Origin of the sequence: Serratia sp. CY56464 (genome assembly GCF_052168435.1) — a bacterium.
GTDB classification, from domain to species: Bacteria; Pseudomonadota; Gammaproteobacteria; order Enterobacterales; family Enterobacteriaceae; genus Serratia; species Serratia marcescens.
The window spans coordinates 2,679,421-2,698,446 of the sequence record NZ_JBJNMV010000001.1; the positions used below are offsets into that span (position 1 = coordinate 2,679,421).

Consider the following 19,026-nt stretch of genomic DNA (forward strand, 5'->3'; position numbering starts at 1 on the left):
TAAAGCATAAAGCGCCGTCCAGTTTTTGTACAGTGAAGGGTTTAAAGCGCGAGCAGCCTCGCGCTTTGTTGCAACGCTTAGCGCTGCTGTTGCGGCCACAGCCAGGCCGCGCCGCGCACGCCGCTGGAGTCGCCGTGAACCGCCTTGCGGATCGGCGTTTCACACTCGCCGCCGAACACCCAGTCTTTCACTCGCTGCGGCACCGTGCGGTACAGGCGATCCACGTTGCTCATGCCGCCGCCGAGCACCACCACGTCCGGATCCAGCATGTTGATCACGTGCGCCAGCGATTTCGCCAATCGCATTTCGTAACGTACGATCGCCTGCTCCGCCAGCGCATCGCCCCGCTCGCTCAGCGCCATGATCTCATGCCCTTGCAGCGCGTTGCCGCTCAGGCGCGCATAGTCGGTGGCGAAACCGGTGCCGGAAATAAAGGTTTCGATGCAGCCCGGTTTGCCGCAGTAGCACGGCACTTCGCGGGCGTAACGCAGCTCATCGTCATCCTGCCACGGCAGCGGGTTGTGGCCCCATTCGCCGGCAATGCCGTTGCCGCCGGAATGCGCCTGGCCGTTCAGCGCCACGCCGGCGCCGCAGCCGGTGCCGATGATGACCGCAAACACGGTTTTCGCGCCGGCGCCGGCGCCATCGGTGGCTTCCGACACCGCCAGGCAGTTGGCGTCGTTGGCGATGCGCACCTCGCGCGCCAGCAGCGCCGACAGATCCTTATCCAGCGGCTGGCCGTTGAGCCACACCGAGTTGGCGTTCTTCACCCGCCCGGTAAACGGCGACAGCGTGCCGGGAATGCCGATCCCGACCGATCCTCGTTCGCCGGTATGATCCTCCGCCAGTTTCACCAGTCCGGCGATCGCCGCCAGGGTTTGCCGGTAGTCATGGCGCGGCGTGGCGATGCGATGGCGAAACAGCTCTCGCCCGTCATTCGCCAACGCGATCACTTCAATTTTTGTTCCACCCAAGTCGATGCCAATGCGCACGTATTTTTTCTCCTCAATGCCACGCAGCGTTGTCACAGCCTAATGTAAGCGCGCGAATGAATCACCTGTTTCCCATTCTCCGTCCCGTCCTTCCCCGGTGCGCAAAGCGACGCAATTCGGAGAGAATGGGGCGATTTTTCAGCGTCAATTCGTTATCATGCCGCCCTGCTTTTGACGAATCAGCGTGCCGAACGCACGCCCAGCCAGGGATAACATTATGCTGTGGTTTAAGAATTTGATGGTTTACCGTTTGAGCCGCGAAGTGGCGTTAAACGCGGATGAAATGGAAAAACAACTCAGCGCGTTCGCCTTCACGCCGTGCGGCAGCCAGGACATGGCGAAGACCGGCTGGGTCTCCCCGATGGGCTCGCACAGCGATGCGCTGACGCACGCGGTCAACGGCCAGATCGTCATCTGCGCGCGCAAGGAAGAGAAAATCCTGCCGTCGCCGGTGATCAAGCAAGAGCTGCAGGCCAAGATTGAGCGCCTGGAGGCGGAGCAACACCGCAAACTGAAGAAAACCGAGAAGGACGCGCTGAAAGATGAAGTGCTGCACAGCCTGCTGCCGCGCGCGTTCAGCCGCTTCAACCAGACCTTCATGTGGATCGACACTGTCAACGATCTGATCATGGTCGACGCCGCCAGCGCCAAACGCGCCGAAGACACGCTGGCGCTGCTGCGCAAAAGCCTCGGCTCGCTGCCGGTAGTGCCGCTGACCATGGAAAGCCCGATCGAACTGACGCTGACCGAATGGGTGCGTTCCGGCGAGATGCCGGCCGGCTTCGCCATTCAGGATGAAGCGGAACTGAAAGCGATTCTGGAAGAAGGCGGCGTGATCCGCTGCAAGAAGCAGAATCTGATCAGCGACGAAATCGCGGTGCACATCGAAGCCGGCAAGCTGGTGACCAAGCTGGCGGTGGACTGGCAGGAGCGCATCCAGCTGATGCTGTCGGACGACGGCTCGCTCAAGCGCCTGAAGTTCGCCGACACGCTGCGCGAGCAGAACGACGATATCGATCGCGATGACTTCGCCCAGCGCTTTGACGCCGACTTTATCCTGATGACCAGCGAGCTGGCGGCGTTGATCAAAAACACCATCGAAGCGCTCGGCGGCGAAGCCCAGCGTTAATCCCGCCTCAGAAACGACCAGGGCCCAGCCTTCGCTGAGCCCTGCGTTCCCCTAACGAGCAACGTTTATTTGCTCAGGTAGCGGCACAGATAGGCGGTGACGTCGGCCACCTGCAGGTTGAACTCGCTGTGCCCCGGCACGAAGAACTTCTCGCCCGGCGTAAACACCTGCCAGTCCGGCGCCCCCGGCAGCAGCACTTTCAGCGCTCCGGTGATCACCGTCATTTCTTCCGGCTGCGCGGTGGAGAAGGTGTATTCGCCCTCTTCCATCACGCCCACGCTGGTAAGACCGATGCTGCTACTGTCAAAACCGATAGACTTCACTTTTCCGGCAAAATACTCATTCACTTTCAGCATAGACTGGCACCCGCGTAATCATCTTGATGGAAAATCCATATTGGGGGATTGCGGTTGATCTGTCACTGGTTTTTCGCGCGAAATGCGATCGCGGCGCAGAGGCAAAGGTTTCCGTGCGCCACGCTCAGGCCATCGCCATGAAACAACCGCGTCAAAAACCCGCGCCGCGCAAACTGAAATCGATCGGCAACGTCAATTCCACCGTGCCGTTGACGTAGGCGTCCGCCGGCGGCGTGGGCAGCGGCGACGCGCGTTTGACCAGCGCCTGGATTTCACGATCCAGCGACGGCAGCCCGGCGCTGCTGACCAGCGTCACCGCCAGCACGTGGCCCTGTCTGTCCAACGTGAAACGCACTTGCCCGACGCCCTGGCGCTTCAGCCGCAGTGCGTCTTTGGGGTAACGCTTAAAGCGATTCAGGCGGCCGCTGATGCGGCTGCGCCAGTTGTCCTCCCCCGCCTGAGCATAGGGTGTCAGGCGGGTTTGCGGCGCGGCCGTTTTATCCGCGCGGCCCGGCGGCGGCGCGCCGGCGCTTTGCTCCTGAACCTTCGGCGGCGCGATGATTCTCTCCTGCGGCGGCGTGCGGGGCAGGTTGTTTTTCTTCACCGGCTTAGGTGGTTTTTTCTGTTTCGGCGGCACGGCGATGTTCGGCTGCGCGGCGTCAGGCGCTTTCACCAGCGGCAACGGCTCCGGCAGCGCCGACGGTTCAGCCTGAGGCGGCAGCGTCCTTTGTCCCGGCGGCTGTTTCACCTCGGCCGGGGCCTGCGGCGCGGCGGCCATCAGCACCATCACCGCCGGCGGCGGCACCCACGGCGGCACGGCCTTGTCTCTCCAGGGCCAAAGCAGCGCGGCAACCAGCAGATGCAGCGCCAGCACCAACACCAGACAACGGCGCCAGGGCATGGCGGCGCCGGGCGCGGCGAAAGGCAGCGGCGAAACCGACATGCTCACTCTTCCGTCAGCGCCAAATGAAGGCGATCGGTCAGCGGTTTGAACAGATAGTTCATCATCGAACGCTCGCCGGTGCGGATGAACCCTTCAACCGGCATCCCCGGGCGGATCTCCAACTCGTTCAAACGTTGCAATCCTTCTTCGCTGACCTTGGCGCGCACGCTGTAATAAGGCGCGCCGCTTTTCTCGTCGGTCAGGCGATCGGCCCCGACCAGCGTCACTTCACCCTCGACGCGCGGCGTGGTGCTTTGGTTGAACGCCGAAAACAACAGTTCGACCGGCAGTCCCACCTGCACCTTGTCGATCAGTTCGACCGGGATGCGCGCCTCCACCTGCAGCCCCCGATCGCTGGGCACGATCTCCATCAGTTGCTGACCGGCGCCGATCACGCCGCCTTCGGTGAACACGCTCAACCCCACCACGGTGCCCGCCACCGGCGCTTTCACCTGCGTATGCCCCAGATCGGCCTCCGCCTTGGCCAAGCGGTTATCCAGCTCGTCCAGTTTCATCCGTACCTCGGCCAATTGGCTGCTGACCTCTTTCTGATACTCCTCCCGCCGCTGGATCGCCCGCAGTTTCAGCTCCAGGATTTGGCGGCCCAGGCGGCCGATATTCCCGGTATCCTCGGACGCCTGGCCGTCGATCTGCGCATGCTGCCCTTCCAGATCCAACAGCCGATTGCGCGCCACATACCCCTGCGCCGCCAGCTTGCGCATGCCGCTCAGTTGCTCCTGCAACATGGCCTTTTGCCGTTGCTTGCTGGCGTAAGATTGCCGAACCCCTTCCAACATCGCCTGCGATCCGGCGATGCTCTCCGCGATCGCCGCCAGCTCGCTCTGCAGCGCCGCACGGCGGCTGGTGAACAGCTGTTGTTGCAGCAGCATCAGCGACATCACCTCCGGCTCTTCTCGCCGCGCTTGCAGCAATGGCGGGAAAGCGATCGCCTGCAGACCGTCGCGCTCGGCCTGCAGCCGCGCCTGCTGCGCGGCGTTGCTCAACTGCTGGCTGCGCAGCGCATCGCGCTGGGTGCGGCTGTCGACGGTATCCATCAGTAACAGCACCTGCCCGGCGCGGACCCGGTCACCCTCATGCACCTGAATCTGCGACACCACGCCGCCGCTCGGGTGCTGCACCGCCTTGCGGTTACCGGCCACCACCACGCTACCGGAAACCGGCACGCCCTTATCCAACGGCGCCAACAGCCCCCACAGCAGGAAGCCGCCAAATCCCAGCAGCACCAGCCAGCCGCCGAGCCGCAGATGGCGCCCTTCGTCAAACTGCCGGGAAAGGGTGTCGATATCGCCGGGGATCACACTCTGATTGCTCATACTTTTCGTTCACCGCTGGCCGTTTTGGCGAAATTGGCGTAATTGACGTTGAAGCCGCCGTTGCTGCGCCCGGTATTGGCCGGAGCGGCGGCAGCGGCGGGCGCAAAACCAGGCAGTTTTTTCAGGATGGCGTCGCTGGGGCCGAAGTGCTGCACCTGGCCGGCGGTCAGCACCAGTAATTTGTCGGTGGTCGCCAGGATCGCCGGTTTGTGGGTCACCAACACGATAGTGGTGCCGCGCGCCTTTAGCGCTTCGATCGCCCTCTGCAGCGCCTCTTCCCCTTCGCGATCGAGGTTGGCATTCGGTTCGTCCAACACCACCAGCGCCGGAGATCCATACAGCGCGCGCGCCAGCGCCACCCGTTGACGTTGGCCTCCGGACAGGCCGCTGCCGCCTTCACCCAGCTCGGTCTCATAGCCTTTCGGTAAATGCAGGATCAGCTGATGCACGCCGGCCAGCGCCGCCGCGGCCACCACCTTCTCGGCGTCGACCTGGCCAAAGCGGGCGATGTTGTCCGTCAAGGTGCCGGCGAACAGCTGGATATCCTGCGGTAAGTAGCCGATATGCGGCCCGAGTTGTTGCTTGTCCCACTGTTGAATGTCTGCACCGTCCAGCCGCACGTCGCCGCTGATCGGCGTCAGCGCGCCGACCAGTTGGCGCATCAGCAACGTTTTGCCGGAGCCGGACGCGCCAATCACGCCCAGCACCTCGCCGGCTTCCAGACGAAAACTGACGCCGTGCAACACCGGCGCCGTGCCGCCGGGCGCACTGGCGGTCAACTGGCTCACGGTCAATGCGCCGCCGGGCGCCGGCAGCGGCAGACTCGGTATTCGTGGCGGGTTAGCGGCCAGCATCACCTCCAGACGCTGCAGGGACTGGCGCGCCGATGACCACTGCTTCCAGGCGCCGATCAGCTGATCGATCGGCCCCAGCACCCTGCCGATCAGGATCGATCCGGCGATCATCATGCCCGGCGTAATGTCACCGCTGACCGCCAACAGCGCGCCGCAGCCCAACATCAGCGACTGCAGCGCCAGCCGCACGGTTTTCGACCAGGCGGTGACGGCGGCGATTTTCTCGCTGGCGCGGTTCTGCAACAGCAGGAACTGCTGATGCTGCCGCAGCCAACGCAGGCGCAAGTCGGTCAGCATCCCCATGGCGGCGATGGCTTCGGCGTTGCGCAGATTGCCGTTGGCCTGCTGTGTGGCGCTCAGCGCGACCCGGCCGGCCTCCGCCAGAGGCGCTTGCGACACCCGCTGATTGAGCCAGGCCAGCAGCACCAGCACGATTACTCCGGCGCTGGCCAACGCGCCAAGCCAGGGGTGGAGCAGAAAAACCACCAGCAGATAAACCGGGAACCAGGGGGCATCGAAAAAGGCGAACAGCGCATTACCGGTGGCGAACTGGCGCAGGTTGGTCAGATCGTTCAGCGCCTGCCCCGCCAGCGGGTTGCCGGTTTTCAGATTGGTTTCGAAGGCGGCGTCGTAGACTCGCTGATTGAGGCGCATATCCATCTGGGCGCCGAGGCGGATCACCACCTGGCTGCGCACCCACTCCAGCAGCCCCATAAACAGGTAAAGGCCGACCACCATCAGGGTCAGCATCGCCAGCGTCATGCGGTTGCCCGACGGCAACACGCGATCGTAGACCTGCAGCATGTACAGCGCCGGTGCCAGCATCAGCAGGTTGATCACCGCGGTAAACAGCGCGATGCCCCAAAATCCGCGCCGGTATGCGGCCAGCACGCTCATCACTTCTCCGCGCCTGACGGCGTTTTTCATGGCGTTTTCCATCGGCTAAAAACGAGAAAACGCCCGCCGGGGCGCACGGCGCCGGCGGGCAAACGGCCGCGATCAGGCCGCCAGCAGTTCCGGGCTGTCGGCGTGCTGCACGCCCACCGCCGTCGCCGCCGCCACCTGATCGAAGGTGGAGTTGACGCTCAGGCCGTAGTCGTCGAGGATGCCGTTCAGCGCGGTCTCCAGCGCGCCGGTATCGCCGGACATCAGGCCGTACACCACCTGGTGCACCACGCCATCATGACCCTGCGCCTGCAGGCTGCTGAGGTTCAGGCCGCCAAAGCTGACGTCAGGCACCTGGATGCTGTACGGCGATGTATCGCCACCGCTCAAACCGTCGCCGAAGGACAGGGAATCCAGCTGGCCGTACAAGGTATGCGCCGGTTCGTTGAACAACGTGTAGGTCAGGTTGCCGCCCGCCACGAAGGCGGTCACCTGGTTTGCCGTGCTGCTGATGGCATACTGACTACCGGACAGGCTGCCGCCATAGAAGCCGCCGCTGTTGGCGTCGGTGACATTGCCGTTGGTGTGATTGACATCACCGAATGTCGAAGCCCACTGGCCCAGATAGTCATGAATGCTGTAACCGCCGAAGCTGCTGTCATAATTGACTGAAAATGCCATTTCTCTATCTCCATTGATGAACGGCGCCCCTTGCGAGGCGGCCCTTGTGCTCAAGGATGAGCAACGCCCTTTTACTGCTTAAAAACGGTATTCCACCCCGCCCTGCACGGTGCGGCCGCGCCCCAGGGTATTGGCCAACGTCTCGCCGTAGCTGACGACATAGGCGCGGTTGGTCAGGTTCTCCACCGAGCCGCGCAACGTCAGGCTGTCGGTCAGCTTGTAGCTGGCGTACAGATCGAACAGGGTGTACTTCGGCCAGTCGGCCAGGTACGGGTAGTTGGACGGTACCGAGCTGTCCTGATAACCCGGCGCAAAGCGTACGGTCACCCCGGCGTCCAGCTTGCGATCGAAGGCACGCCCGCCCAGCGTCACCGAACCGCGATCGCCCGGCAGGTAGGCGGCGGAGCCAAACTGCGTCCCCCCATCACACGTGACGAAGTCATTGGAAGCGGCATCAGGCTCAACATAGAAGTTCCCGCGGCGCGAGCCGTCGCCGTAGCGCAGACGCCCTCCCAACCAGGCCTTGTTCGAGCAGAACTCGTTTTTGCCGATCATGTGGGTGTAGGTCAGGTCGGCGTAGAACACCCCGGCGTCATAGTTGAGCTGGTACTCCAGCCCGCGGAAGCGGGTTTTCGACAGATTGTTGACGTAAGCGGCATTGCCGATGCTCGGCTGCACCAGCCCCGGTTTATTGCGATCTATCGCCAGGTTGATGTAGTTATCCACTTTGGTGTCGAAGTAGGCCACCTTGGCCACCAACCGATCGCCCTCAAACCACAGATCCGGCTGCTGCACGTTGAACCCGACTTCCCAGGCGCGCGAACGCTCGGGCTGCAAGAACGGATTGGGGTATTGCGTGGAAGAACTGTGCGCGCTGCCGTTGGTCAGCGTTTCAGTGATCGCCGGCGGCCGCCAGGATTTGCCGTAGGTGGTATACAGCTCCAGCCACTCCACGCCGGGGCGCACCGCCACCGCCAGCGTCGGCGATAGCTTGCCCTGATCGCGATCCACGTCCCAATCTTCGCGGGTGGTGGTTGAACAGCCGGTCAGACGCAACGCTTTACAAGGATTGTCAATCGTGTAGCGTTGCCCATCCTTGGCCAAATCCGGATAGCTCAGGCCGGTCTGGCCGCGCAGGCGATAGCGGTCGTAACGCAGCCCGCCTTCCAACGTCAGCCAGCCGTCGTAGTCGTAGGTCAGATTGGCGAACAGGCTGGCTACCGAACGGTTGCCGGCCGGCGTCACCCCTTCCATGCCTTGGCGAGAAGAGTCGCTGGTCGCTTTGTCGTAATAGAACTCCAGCCCGTAATTGGCGCGGAAGTCATGCCCCGGCGCCAGGCTGAAGCGCGAGGTGTTTTGCGCCTGTGCGCCATAGGTACGCAGGCGGGTGCGCGTCGCGTAGCCGTTGTCCAGCAGCGAACTGGTGCTGTAGGTGTCGCTGTCGTCCTGAGTATCGACGTAATACAGCTTGGCCTGAAAATCGAGCCAGTCGACGTCTTCCGGCGCCAGGCTGTAGTCGAACGCCGCGTTGCGCGCCATCACGTCGGTGTAGCCGGTGCGTTTCCAGCCCAGTTCATAGGGCGGGCGAGTGCCCAGGTTAGTCAAGGTGCCGGCGATCGGCGATGCGGTCTGGGTCTGCAGATAACTCAGCTGCAGGCGCTGGTTGGCGGGCAGATTCCAGCCCACCTTGGCCAGCCGCGAGTGCATGCGGTAATGGGTGTCGGGGATTTTGTTGTTCTTGATGCTCTCGGCGTAGCGATCGTAATTGCCGGTGTCGTTATTGATGCGAATGTTGCCGATGTCGCCCTTGTTGCCGGGCCAATAGTCGCCGAGGTGGCGTTCGCTGGCGGCCAGCAGGATATCGCCGGTTTCGTTGCCCAATGCCAGTATGCCGCTGCCGATGAAGTGGGTGCCGTTATCGCCGGTGCTGGCGTGCAGCTTGCCGCCCAGCTCTTTGCCCGGCGCCAGGAAATCGCTCGCGCTGACGGTATTGAAGGTGGCGATGCCGCCGAGCGTGCCGGCGCTGCCCATACCGCCGGTGGTGCCTTTGTCGATGGTCACGCCGGACAGCAGTTCGGAATCGATGTACATGGTGCCATTACGCTGGCCATGGCCGCTCTTTTGAAAATTCTGCCGCATGCCGTCGATATTCATGTTCACCCGGCCATAGTCTTGTATGCCGCGGATGTTGACCGACAGCGCAGGATCTTGCTGGCTGACGCTGGAATAGGCTCCCGTAGTCTGCTCCAGAATATCGGCCGCGTGTCGCGCCGGGCGGTTGTCCATCTGTTCGCGGCTGATGACGCTGACCGAGCGCGGTTCGTCGTAAACCCAATCGTTGGCGTTGATGCCGCCGGCGCCCAGCACCGTCAGGCTGTCCAACGCCAGCGCGCCACCGTCGCCGTTCGCCGTCGGCAGCCGGCTCAATACGATCTGCCCCTGCGGCTGCAGGCGGAAAGCCACCGGATTGCCGCCGATCAAGCGCCGCAGGCCCTGTTCTACGCTCATGCTGCCATTCAGCGCCGCCGCCTGCATGCCATCGAGTTTCACCTCGTCAAAAAACACCTGCATGCCGGCCTGCTCGGCGAAGCGCAACATGGCGCTCTGCAGCGGCTGCGCCGCAATATTGAAATTCTTTTGCTGTACGGCCTGCGCGCCGTTCGCCTCAGCCAGGACGGCGAGCGCCACAGCCGGCTGAGTCAACATCATCGCCGCCAGCGCGGCGCGTACCGCCGTGGCCAATCGGCCGGCCGGCGTGGTTCCCTTGTGAATAAGCATGCGTGTGTGTTCCACCCGAAAGAACGTCAAACCAAGTGATAATGGAAATCAATCTCGTTTAAACATAAGGACGTTCCGGGAGGCAAAAACCCGTAAAGATTTTTTACAGAAAGTGAAAATAGCGGCGAAGCGGGCATCCCGGCCCGCCTTGGCCGCTCAGTAAAGCAGCGTGATGCCGGGGAGATTCAGCTGGCGGGCGGAGAGTTCCTGACGAATGGCGCCGACGCCGTCGTCGAGTTTATTGAGCGCGAACACGCCGCTGACCGTGCGCGTTCTTAGCGTGGGATTGACCGCCACGATGCGGGTCTCGCGATAGCGGTTGAGCTGCGCGAGCGCCTGCGTCAGCGGTTGGCGGTCGATCACCAGCCAGCCGCGTCGCCAGGCGTCATCACCGGCCGTTTGCCGCGTCAGCTGCAGCTGCCCGTTGCGGTAATGCGCCGCCTGGCGTTGCGCGACCACCAGCGAGCGCTCGCCGCGCTCAAGCGTCACCCGCACGCTGTGCTGATGCACGCTGACGTCGACGCCCTGTTCAGTGCGCGCCACGCTGAACTCGGTGCCCAGCGCCTGGGTGACGCCGTTTTTCGCCTCCACCCTGAAAGGGCGGCTTTCCGCCCCGCCCAACGGCGCGACGATAAAATAGGCGGCGCCGCTCAGCAGCCGCACCTTGCGCTCGTCTGCGGAATACGCCAGCGCGATCGCGCTGCCGCTGTCCAACGCCACCCGGCTGCCGTCCGGTAACGCAACTTCGCGCACCTCACCGCGAACGGTTTGATAATCGGCCTGCAGGCCGATCCACAGATCCGGCCCGCGATAAACGCCGAATGAAACGGCGAGCGCCACCGCCGCTGCCACCGCCCAGCGGGGCCATCGATGGCGAGATGGCGTTTTCAGCGCCGCCACCTGCGGTTGTAACGCCTGCCGCTGCTCAGGCGGCAGTTGCCCAAGCGTCGTCCACAGCAGGCGAGCCTGACGCAGCGCCGCTGGATGCTGCGGATCGGCGGCCAGCCAGGCGTCCAACGCTCGCCGCCGATCGGCCGGCAGCGCCCCTTCGGCCAGACTCACGGCCCAGGCGGCCGCCTGCTGTCGCGCCTGTGCGGTTAGCGGTTTCATAATGGCATAGACCTCTGTTTTTTCTGGTTATAGGTTAAGACGTCTGAGCGCGGATAAACCCGTAAAAAAATTGCCATTATTGTTCTTCCATCCGCGCCATCAGCCGCTCCAGCGCGCTGGCCAGGTGTTTTTCCACCGTGCTGAGCGACACGCCCAGCTGCGCCGCCACCTGCGCCTGGGTCAGGCCATCGAGCCGGTTAAGGCGGAAAATCTGCTGCGTGCGCGGCGGCATGTCCGCCAGCGCCTGCTGTAACAACTGCAGCAGTTGGCTATCGATCGCCCGTTGTTCAAGCGCCGGTTCACCCGAGGGATACTGCGCCAGAATGTCGTCTTCGACCGCTTCGGTCTGCCGCCGCTGCTGCTGGCGCAGATGGTCGAGCATCAGATTCTTGGCGGTTTTATACAGGTAGGCCTCAATATCGAGAATGTTACCCTGCGGATACTGCTCGGTAAGGCGGGTAAAACTTTCCTGCGCCAAATCCGCGGCCAGCTGAGGGTCGCGCAGTTTGGCGTTCAAATAGGCTTGCAGCGGCCGCATATGGCGCAGAAACAGCGCCTGCAACTCGGAATTGGACATCTCTTTTCCCAGAAGTGAAACACCCAATAGGGGCGATAAAAATCACATAAATGATTATCATTATCAATATTGTTCTGGGAAATATGTGCTAAGGCGGGGATAAACAGGAAACCGGCCTGACGCCGGTTTCCGCTGGGCTGCAGGTCAGTGCTCTAGCGCCTCGTCTTCATAGCGGTGCTTGGCGTCGAGCGCTTCCTGCTCGGTTTCATGTTCACTGAGCAGCGTATTCGGCTCAATGTCGTCGGTGCGCACTTCAAAACGGCGCAGATGCAGGTTCGGATCACCCCGAAACACCTCTACGACGCGGGCACTCCGCGGATAAGCAGGTTGATCATTTTCGCGCATGCCGTTCTCCCGTGTGTTTCACACAGTAGCAAGTATAGCAGCCGCCCTCATTCCGACACGCGCGAGCCAAGATCGCGATCGCCGGGGGCGCCCGTCAACAGCTCGGTCAATTCGTCGCAGGCGCAAATACGCCCTTCACGCACGGTGAAGTGCGCCAGCACCCGCACGCGGCTGCGGGAACCGTCGCGCTTTTCCACCTCGACCAGATGGTGGGTCAGCACCGCCTCGCCCTGCGCCGCCGCCGCGATCACGCTCAGCGTCATGCGGCGGGTTTGCCGCTTCAGCAGCGCCATATGCTGCTCAAACTGCTCGAAGTTCAGCACCTTGCCATCCACCTGCTGGCGGTAGCCTGCGCTAAAACGGGCGGCGAGCTGCGTCGGCCGATGCTCCGGGCTGGCGACCACCTGCTGCAGCGTATCGAGCACCAGATTCAGCGGGGTAAGTTGAGTCATCACATTTCTCCGAAATAGGGTGAAAGGCGATCCTATCCCGGCCAGACGATGGCATAATAACCACATCAAGACTTTCAATAACGTTAAACGGCCAACATGACGCAGATCCGCAGCCAACGCCTTCAGCATGAAAAAAAGCACCTGACGCCCTGGCACCGGCACGAAGACGGCCAGATCTATCTCTTGACGCGCGGCATGCTGGCAATGGAACTCCCGGGCCGGCAATGGGCGATCACCGGCGGTGCGCTGGGCTGGCTGCCGCCGGGATGCGCCCATCAGGCGCTGGCCTGTGGCGACGTAGTGGGCTGGAGTCTGTATCTGCCGGTGGACAGCGTGCCGGAGATGCCGCCGCAGCCGCAGCTGTTCACGGCCTCTGCGCTGTTGCAGGCCCTGGTGGAGCGCATCGCGCAGTTCCCCGCCGGCCCGCTGAGTGCGCCGCAACGGCGGCTGCTGCAGGTGCTGCTGGATGAAATGCACACGGCAAGCCGCGCGCCGTTGCAATTGCCGCTGCCGCAGGACGCCCGGTTGCTGAACATCGCCCGGGCGCTGCTGAACGATCCCGCCAGCCTGCGCAGCCAGCGCGACTGGGCCGACTGGGCCGGGCTCAGCCCGCGCACCCTGAGCCGCCGTTTTCTGCAGGAAACCGGCATCAGCTTCGCGCTGTGGCGCCAGCAGGCGCGGGTGTTGCGTTCACTGGAGGGATTATCACGCGGCGCCGCGGTCGCCGAGGTGGCCGACGCCTGCGGCTACGACAACGTCAGCGCCTACATCGCCGCCTTTCGCCGCCGCTTCGGCGTCACGCCCGGGGCGTACTTTGCGGCCGCTCGGCAAACGGAATAAGAAAACGGGCGCCCAGCGCCCGAAGAGAAGAAAGGGTTACTTCACCGTCTCACGCGGCAGCACCGCGAGAATTTGTTCCACCACCCGCTGCGGATCGGCGGCGCCGTCTATCACGTAATGCGCGGCGTCCTGATACAGCGCTTCGCGCGCCGCCAGCACCTCGCGCATCTCCTCGGCGATCGGCCTGCCGGTGAGCGTCGGGCGCTGCGCATCTTCCGGGTACTCTTCCAACCGCTGCGCCAACACGCTGGCCGGCGCGCGCAGGTAGATAACGGTGCCATGCTGACGCATAAACTGACGGTTCTCCTCCGCCAGGATCGCCCCGCCGCCGGTGGCAACTATAGTTGACGGCTTGGTCACGGTTTGCAACGCGATGGTCTCGCGGCGGCGGAACCCCAGCCAGCCCTCGCGCTCGACCATTTCCGCCACGCTCATCTGCGCCGCCTGCTGCATAAACAGATCGGTATCGACGAACTGATAGCCCAACGCCAACGCCAATGCGCTGCCTACCGTGGTCTTGCCGGCTCCGCGAGCGCCTATCATGAACAGGGTTTGTGTCATTACGGGTTGTCCCTTATGCGGTGACTTGAGTGCATTGCATACCAAAATACCGAGCGGGTGCGATGGCGTGGTGGCAGCATCATACCCTGCCCGCTCTGTATTTCAATATTTACGATAGTGTAAATTCCATAGCACAGCGACTGCCGACGGCAAAGCCGTGCGCCAGATCCTCATCCAGGTGCCGCCGTAAAGCGGTCGTGAGCCGCGCGTCGTCAAGCGGCCGGAATCCCAGCCGCCGGTAGTAAGGCGCATTCCACGGCACCTCAATGAAGGTGGTGAGCGTCAGGCGGTCGGCCCCCTGCCGTTTGGCCTCTTCCGCCACCGCGCCGATCAGGCGGCGGCCGACGCCCTGCCGTTGCCAGGCACCGGCGACCGATAATTCGGCGATATGCCAGTCTTTCCCCTGAGCCAGCACGGCGATAAAACCGGCGCACTCGCCGTTGTCGCTTTCCGCCAGCCATTCACGGCGCTCGGCGATAAACGCGGCATGCTGCTGCGGGGCCATCACCTCGCCTTCGGCGATAAAGCGCCATTCCGGCTGTTGGCGAAACAATTGCGCCGCCGAGCGCTCAACCGCCATCAGATGCGCGATATCCTGCTGCTGCGCCAAACGGATCTGCAGGCTCATGGGTTCTCCTTAACGTTGGGGCGGTTATTTAAGCAAATTTCACCGCCCGTGGCTCAGAAATCGATACTGCCGCGCAGCACCACCTCACGCGGTTCCCCCACCGCCACGCGCAGATTGCCGCCGCTGGACGGATAGTAGGTTTTATCGAACAGGTTCTTCACGTTCAGCTGCCATTTCACCCGATAGCCGTTGATCGGCATGGTGTAAGCGGCGAACGCATCGGCAACGGTGTAGTTATCCAGGTAGAAGCTGTTGGCGGCGTCGCCCGGGCGGCGCCCTACGTAGCGCGCACCGGCGCCAATGCGCACCTCATCGCCGCTGTACAGGCCCAGGCTGCCGAGGTTCTGGGTCAGGAACAGCGAGGCGGTATGGCGCGCCACGTTGGTCATCTCTTTGCCCTTGTTGTCCGGATCGTCCACCACGCGGGCGTCGGTATACGCATAGGAACCGATCAGGCTCAGCGAGTCGGTAAGATTACCGGCCACGTCCAGCTCCACGCCCTGCGAACGCACGCGCCCGGCGGTGCGCGTCACGGTTTCGCCCTCCACCAGCTCATTGACCATCACGTTGCGTTTGGTGATGTCGAACAGCGCCAGCGTGCCGGTGACGCCGTTCGGCAGCGCCAGCTTGCCGCCGACTTCCCATGACTTGCCCTGTTCCGGCGGCAGCGAATCAATTTGGGTGGCGATGGAAGAGTTCGGCTTGAACGACTCGGTATAGCTGCTGTACAGCGACACGTAAGGCGTCAGCTTGTAGACCACACCGGCGCGCGGCACCAGCTTGCCGTCCGAGCTGTCGGTGTTGGTCTGGAACGGCCGCCCCTTGCCGGCATAGACGTCGAAAGCGTCGTAACGCAGCCCGCCCATCACCAGCCATTTATCGGTCAGTTGGATGGAGTCCTGCATAAACCAGCCGTAGCTGGTGAGATTTTCCCGCTGGTCGCTGTCTTTGGCGCTGACCGCGGTCGACGGTGGCATCAGGCCGTATACCGGATGATAGATATTGAAATCGCTGTTCTTTTTACCGCGGATCATGTCGCCGCGGTAGGTACGGTTATCTTCAAAATCAAAGCCGAACAGCATCTGGTGGTTGATGCTGCCCCAGTCCACGTCGCCATTGAGCGTCAGCTGCACCGCGTTGGCGTGGCTGACGGCATGGGCGGTCGAGTCGGCCTGGCGGCTCAATGCGCCGCTCTCCGGGTTCAGCGCCGTAGCGCGCGCCTGGTTGTCGCTGTAGCTGTTGCGGCTGTAGGCGTAGGTCAGCGAGCTTTTCCAGCGCTCATTGAGCGTTTGATCGATCTGCAGAGTGACGCTGTCCTGATCGCCGCGGGTGGCGTTATAGGCTTCGTCGAAACGGCGATCGCGCGGCGTATTCACCGGTTTGCCGGTGCGCGAATCGATAATGGTGCCGCGATCGAACGGCACCAGGTATTCCATATGTTCATAGGCCAACCGCACGGTGGTGTTCTCGCCGTACCACATCAGCGAGGGCGCGATCACCGTCTGGCGATTGCGGCCAAAGTTGCGCCAGTAGTCGGTTTCATCGTGATCGACGATCATCCGATAGGCAAATCCCGACGTGCCGAGCGGCCCGGTAACGTCAAGCTGGCCGCCGCCGCCGTTGAAGCTGCTGCCCCAACCTTCCACGTGGGTGTGCTGCTGCAGCTGGGGTTTTTTGGTGATCATATTGATCATCCCGCCCGGCTCGCCCATGCCGTACAGCATCGAGGCAGGCCCCTTAAGCACCTCCACCCGCTCGGTGGTCGGCGTAAAGTTGCGCGCCTGCACCGAACGCACGCCGTCGCGCAGAATGGAGCCGTCGCGGTTGTCGCCGAAGCCGCGTTTCATTACCGCGTCCTGGGTGCCCCCCAGCGTGTTGGCCTGGGTAATGCCGCTGACGTTGTACAGCGCTTCGTCCAGGCTGCTGACAGCCTGATCGGCAATCACCTGTTGCGGCACCACGTCGATCGCTTGCGGCACATTCAGCAGGTTGGTTTCGCTGCGGGTGCCGGTGACGCTGGTCAACGGCTGATAGCTCTGCACGCCGTCGGCGTCTTTGCGGCCGACCACCACCAGGTTCTCTTCCTGCGGCGCGGCTTTTTCCGCCGCCCACGCCGGCGATGTCGCGCAGGCCGCCAAAGGCAATGCGCACCACCAGCCGCGCTTGTTGTTATTCATTATCTAACTGACTCCAATAGGTCCCTGAAAAAGGTAACGGCAAAAACTGCTGATACAACTGTTGGAAGGTCTGCTGCGGGTTGATGTCGGCGAACAGATCCGGGTAAAACGCTTTGGCGAACATCTCGACCAACACGACATGGTACGGGCTGAGGTAAAAATTGTGCCAGACGCTCCAGGCGCGGTGGTTTTTCACCGCCTGCAGGTTGGTCAGCATCGGCTGTTTGGCGATCAGTTGGCGGAAGCTGTCGGCGGCCTCTTGTCGGCTGACCTGCGGCCCGAGGCGCAGATCGGACAGCCGTTTGCCCTGCGGCCCGGCCATGCCGGTGGCGAGGTACACATCGGGATTGGCGCTCAGAATGGTTTCCGGGTTCAGCTCGCCATACACCCCTTTGACGCTGGCGTTGGCGATGTTGTCGCCGCCGGCGAAGGTCAGCAGATCGCCGAGGTTGCCGTGCGCGGCGGTGGTGCAACAGGTGTCGCGCCGCCCCAGATGCAGGTGCAGCATCACCTTGGGCTTCGGCCCCTGATAGCCCGCCAGCCGTTGCTGAACCACCGCCATATGCTGCTGATAAAACGTGATGAATTGCTCGGCGCGCTGCTGGCGATTGAGCACTTCGCCCAGCAGCCGCACGCTCGGCACGGTGTTGTTCAGCAGATCGATGCGCAGATCGACGTAGATCACCGCCACGCCGGCCTTGCTCAGTGCGGAAACCAGCAGATCGTTGTCGCCGTCTTCACGCGCGTAGCGCGCCAAAATCACCAGATCCGGCTTCAGCTGCAGCAGGCTTTCGATGTTGACCTGGCGAAAGTTATTGCCGCTGATGACGGGGATCTGGGCTATCTGGGGAAACTTCTGCGTATAAAGCTGCCAGCTTTGCGCATCAAAGCGCGCCAGATCCGCCGGCCAGCCGATGATGCGCTGCGCCGGGTTGCCCGGCTCCAGCAGCGCCAGCGTATACAGCATGCGGCTCTCCCCCACCACGATGCGCTGCGGGTTGTCCGGCACCGCGACCTGGCGGCCGGTGATATCGGTCACCGTCTTCGCCTGGGCGGAGAACACGCCGAACCACAGGGAAAGCAGCAGTAAAATGAGGGAATTGCGCATGATTGAGCCGAAACGGGGGAAATAGTGTGCGCATGATAATCACTCTCATTAGCACTTGCAATCCCACGCCGCGATTGCCAAAAGAAATCCGGGAAACGGTGCCGGGCACGCGGTGAAACACCGTGAAACCGCTAAAATAGCGGCTTTAAAAAGTTAAAAAAATGGCGGAAAAATCGGTTAAATAGGAGGGGGAAACAGCAAAAAACCGGGAGACCGCCATGACTCAACGCATCATTCCGCTGTCGGAGTGCCCGCAGTTTGCCGATGTGTGCGCCGCCTGGGCTTTCGGCCAATGGGGCTCACAGCGCGGCGGTTCGCTGGCGCGCACCCAGCTGCGTTTCGCCCAATGCAGACGGCCAAGCGACGATCACCTGACGCTGATGATGATCGACGGCGATCGTCCGGTGGGCATGGCCAGCCTGTGGCCCAGCGACGACCATCAGCGCCAGGATCTCACCCCGTGGCTGGCCGGCGTCTTCGTGCATCCCGATCACCGCCGCAAGGGCATCGCCCACCGTCTTGAAATGGCCATCGTCGAGGCGGCACGGCAGCGCCATCACTCGGTTCTGCATCTCATCACCGACAAATCGGAAGCGTTGTACGCCGGCTGGGGTTGGCAACCTCTGGAGCGCCGGCGGCAGCATGACGAAGAGGTGGTGGTGATGGAGAAAAAACTGTAGCTAACGCGGCGTACAGACATACACCAGCGCCGGCGGGAAGTTGCGCACCACCCGCAGGCGCCTCCAGTGAAAATAGCGCGACAGCAATTTTTCCGACAGGTGGCTGTATTGGAACAGCACCAGCGTGCCGTTGCGCGCCAGCAGCCGCTGCCGGGCCTGCTGAAGAATGCGCACGCTGATCCTGACCGGGATCGACAGCAGCGGCAGGCAGGAAAACACCACGTCGTAATCCGTGGCCATCCGGGTCGCCGAATGGCCCATCACCTGCAGCCGCCGATCGTCTATCCCGCGCAGCCGATGCACGAAATGGGGCTGGATTTCGAAAGCCTCCAGCGCCGCATCGGCGCGCATCCGCCCCAAAATGCGTTTGGTCAACACCCCGTCGGCCGCCCCCAGTTCCGCGATCGACAACGCCCGGGTCCATTCAATCTGATTCAGCATCGCCTGACACAGCCACGGGGAAGAAGGTGCCAGCGTACCGACGGTGCGCGGTGAAGCCATAAATTGCTGCAGGTAAGCGAAGTGATTCATCAGTTGCAGCCGGGTCGCATTTAACATTGAGGCCTCCTTGGGTTAAGCCCTCAATGTGAGCCGAA

19 protein-coding genes are annotated in these 19,026 nt (G+C 62.7%); 3 read left to right on the plus strand and 16 right to left on the minus strand.

The genetic code is table 11. The features are described from left to right. Positions 1 to 77: 77 nt before the first annotated feature. Complete coding sequence (gene mak / locus ACJ8KE_RS13050) at positions 78 to 992, minus strand: fructokinase (protein WP_048796822.1); 915 nt, start codon at positions 990 to 992, stop codon at positions 78 to 80. Between the two features lie 217 nt (positions 993 to 1,209). Between mak and rdgC the strand changes: the two genes are divergently transcribed. Further along, complete coding sequence (gene rdgC / locus ACJ8KE_RS13055; protein ID WP_004940461.1) at positions 1,210 to 2,121, plus strand: recombination-associated protein RdgC; 912 nt, start codon at positions 1,210 to 1,212, stop codon at positions 2,119 to 2,121. Positions 2,122 to 2,186: 65 nt separating this feature from the next. Here rdgC and ppnP read toward each other — a convergent pair whose 3' ends face one another. From ppnP to ACJ8KE_RS13105, 10 genes are all read right to left on the minus strand, one after another. Next, positions 2,187 to 2,477, minus strand: a complete 291-nt coding sequence (ppnP, locus tag ACJ8KE_RS13060) for a pyrimidine/purine nucleoside phosphorylase (RefSeq protein ID WP_261425516.1) — start codon at positions 2,475 to 2,477, stop codon at positions 2,187 to 2,189. 151 nt (positions 2,478 to 2,628) lie between these two features. Next, a complete protein-coding gene (locus tag ACJ8KE_RS13065; RefSeq protein WP_442517259.1) occupies positions 2,629 to 3,420 on the minus strand; it encodes an energy transducer TonB in 792 nt (263 codons plus the stop codon). A 2-nt stretch (positions 3,421 to 3,422) separates the two neighbouring features. Beyond that, positions 3,423 to 4,754, minus strand: coding sequence for an HlyD family type I secretion periplasmic adaptor subunit (locus ACJ8KE_RS13070; protein ID WP_442517260.1), 1,332 nt, complete (start codon positions 4,752 to 4,754; stop codon positions 3,423 to 3,425). Next, a complete protein-coding gene (locus ACJ8KE_RS13075; RefSeq protein ID WP_033634212.1) occupies positions 4,751 to 6,535 on the minus strand; it encodes a type I secretion system permease/ATPase in 1,785 nt (594 codons plus the stop codon). The genes ACJ8KE_RS13070 and ACJ8KE_RS13075 overlap by 4 nt, the downstream gene beginning before the upstream one ends. Positions 6,536 to 6,607: 72 nt before the next feature. Beyond that, positions 6,608 to 7,174: a hemophore HasA gene (locus tag ACJ8KE_RS13080; protein WP_016928898.1), complete on the minus strand. Its 567-nt coding sequence runs from the start codon at positions 7,172 to 7,174 to the stop codon at positions 6,608 to 6,610. A gap of 78 nt (positions 7,175 to 7,252) precedes the next feature. Continuing rightward, a complete protein-coding gene (locus ACJ8KE_RS13085) occupies positions 7,253 to 9,952 on the minus strand; it encodes a TonB-dependent receptor (protein ID WP_116403933.1) in 2,700 nt (899 codons plus the stop codon). A 156-nt stretch (positions 9,953 to 10,108) separates the two neighbouring features. Next, entirely contained in the window at positions 10,109 to 11,062 is a 954-nt protein-coding gene (locus tag ACJ8KE_RS13090; RefSeq protein WP_016928900.1) for a FecR family protein, read from the minus strand. Between the two features lie 76 nt (positions 11,063 to 11,138). After that, complete coding sequence (locus ACJ8KE_RS13095) at positions 11,139 to 11,639, minus strand: RNA polymerase sigma factor (RefSeq protein ID WP_025301723.1); 501 nt, start codon at positions 11,637 to 11,639, stop codon at positions 11,139 to 11,141. A 144-nt stretch (positions 11,640 to 11,783) separates the two neighbouring features. Next, positions 11,784 to 11,984, minus strand: a complete 201-nt coding sequence (locus ACJ8KE_RS13100; RefSeq protein WP_015376810.1) for a YaiA family protein — start codon at positions 11,982 to 11,984, stop codon at positions 11,784 to 11,786. Positions 11,985 to 12,031: 47 nt separating this feature from the next. Then, complete coding sequence (locus ACJ8KE_RS13105) at positions 12,032 to 12,436, minus strand: nuclear transport factor 2 family protein (protein ID WP_115435609.1); 405 nt, start codon at positions 12,434 to 12,436, stop codon at positions 12,032 to 12,034. Positions 12,437 to 12,532: 96 nt separating this feature from the next. Here ACJ8KE_RS13105 and ACJ8KE_RS13110 point away from each other — a divergent pair, with 96 nt between their 5' ends. Then, a complete protein-coding gene (locus ACJ8KE_RS13110; protein WP_442517261.1) occupies positions 12,533 to 13,276 on the plus strand; it encodes a helix-turn-helix domain-containing protein in 744 nt (247 codons plus the stop codon). Between the two features lie 36 nt (positions 13,277 to 13,312). On the opposite strand, the gene aroL is transcribed toward ACJ8KE_RS13110, so the two are convergent. The 4 genes from aroL to ACJ8KE_RS13130 form a co-directional block, all read right to left on the minus strand. Continuing rightward, positions 13,313 to 13,837 carry a shikimate kinase AroL gene (gene aroL / locus ACJ8KE_RS13115; RefSeq protein WP_116403931.1) on the minus strand — a complete coding sequence of 175 codons (525 nt, stop codon included), beginning with the start codon at positions 13,835 to 13,837 and terminating at the stop codon, positions 13,313 to 13,315. Positions 13,838 to 13,946: 109 nt separating this feature from the next. After that, on the minus strand, positions 13,947 to 14,465 hold the full coding sequence (locus ACJ8KE_RS13120) for a GNAT family N-acetyltransferase (RefSeq protein WP_442517262.1): 519 nt from the start codon (positions 14,463 to 14,465) through the stop codon (positions 13,947 to 13,949). Positions 14,466 to 14,518: 53 nt separating this feature from the next. Next, positions 14,519 to 16,642, minus strand: a complete 2,124-nt coding sequence (locus ACJ8KE_RS13125) for a TonB-dependent siderophore receptor (RefSeq protein ID WP_049191782.1) — start codon at positions 16,640 to 16,642, stop codon at positions 14,519 to 14,521. Continuing rightward, the gene (locus ACJ8KE_RS13130) at positions 16,635 to 17,750 is read right to left on the minus strand and encodes an ABC transporter substrate-binding protein (protein WP_240293904.1); all 1,116 of its coding nucleotides are present in this window, start codon (positions 17,748 to 17,750) and stop codon (positions 16,635 to 16,637) included. The genes ACJ8KE_RS13125 and ACJ8KE_RS13130 overlap by 8 nt, the downstream gene beginning before the upstream one ends. Positions 17,751 to 17,968: 218 nt before the next feature. Here ACJ8KE_RS13130 and ACJ8KE_RS13135 point away from each other — a divergent pair, with 218 nt between their 5' ends. After that, positions 17,969 to 18,430: a GNAT family N-acetyltransferase gene (locus ACJ8KE_RS13135; protein WP_274985231.1), complete on the plus strand. Its 462-nt coding sequence runs from the start codon at positions 17,969 to 17,971 to the stop codon at positions 18,428 to 18,430. Here the strand turns inward: ACJ8KE_RS13135 and ACJ8KE_RS13140 are convergent, their stop codons facing one another. Beyond that, positions 18,431 to 18,988 carry a class I SAM-dependent methyltransferase gene (locus ACJ8KE_RS13140; protein WP_016928909.1) on the minus strand — a complete coding sequence of 186 codons (558 nt, stop codon included), beginning with the start codon at positions 18,986 to 18,988 and terminating at the stop codon, positions 18,431 to 18,433. It lies immediately after the preceding gene. Between the last annotated feature and the right edge of the window lie 38 nt (positions 18,989 to 19,026).